The sequence below is a fragment of the Comamonas suwonensis genome (assembly GCF_012844455.2).
GTDB lineage: Bacteria > Pseudomonadota > Gammaproteobacteria > Burkholderiales > Burkholderiaceae_C > Comamonas > Comamonas suwonensis.
In genome coordinates, this window is the sequence record NZ_JABBCQ020000061.1 from 1 (window position 1) to 627 (window position 627).

A 627-nucleotide genomic window follows, 5' to 3' on the forward strand; every position below is an offset into this window, starting at 1 on the left:
ATCGCCGGTGAAGGCGCAGCCGCTGCTGCCGCCGCCGCTGCCCAGATCGCCGGTGTCTCCAAGGTCATCCACGCTGACGGCGCAAGCCTGAAGGACGGCCTGGCCGAAAACGTGGCGGCTCAAGTGCTGGCTATTGCCGGCAACTATAGCCACATCCTGTTCCCCTCGACCGCTTCCGGCAAGAACGTGGCTCCCCGCGTGGCCGCCAAGCTGGACGTGGCCCAGATCAGCGACATCACCAAGGTCGATGCGCCCGACACCTTCGAGCGCCCCATCTACGCCGGCAATGCCATCGCCACCGTGCAGTCCGCCGATGCCGTCAAAGTCATCACTGTGCGTACTACCGGCTTTGACGCTGCAGCAGCCACCGGTGGCTCTGCACAAGTCGAAACGGCGGCAGCTGTGACCGACTCCGGCAAGAGCGCCTTTGTGGGTCGTGAAGTCACCAAGAGCGAACGCCCTGAACTGACTGCCGCCAAGATCATCGTCTCCGGCGGTCGTGCCCTGGGTTCGGCCGAGAAGTTCACCGAAGTCATGTCGCCGCTGGCCGACAAGCTCGGTGCGGCCATCGGTGCCAGCCGCGCAGCGGTGGATGCGGGCTACGCCCCCAACGACCTGCAGGTGGGT

General features: G+C 65.7%; 1 protein-coding gene. It reads left to right on the forward strand.

Features of this window, described 5'->3' with window-relative positions:
* On the forward strand, window positions 1–627 hold a 627-nt coding region (locus HF327_RS21855; RefSeq protein WP_198462446.1), incomplete at both ends, for an electron transfer flavoprotein subunit alpha/FixB family protein.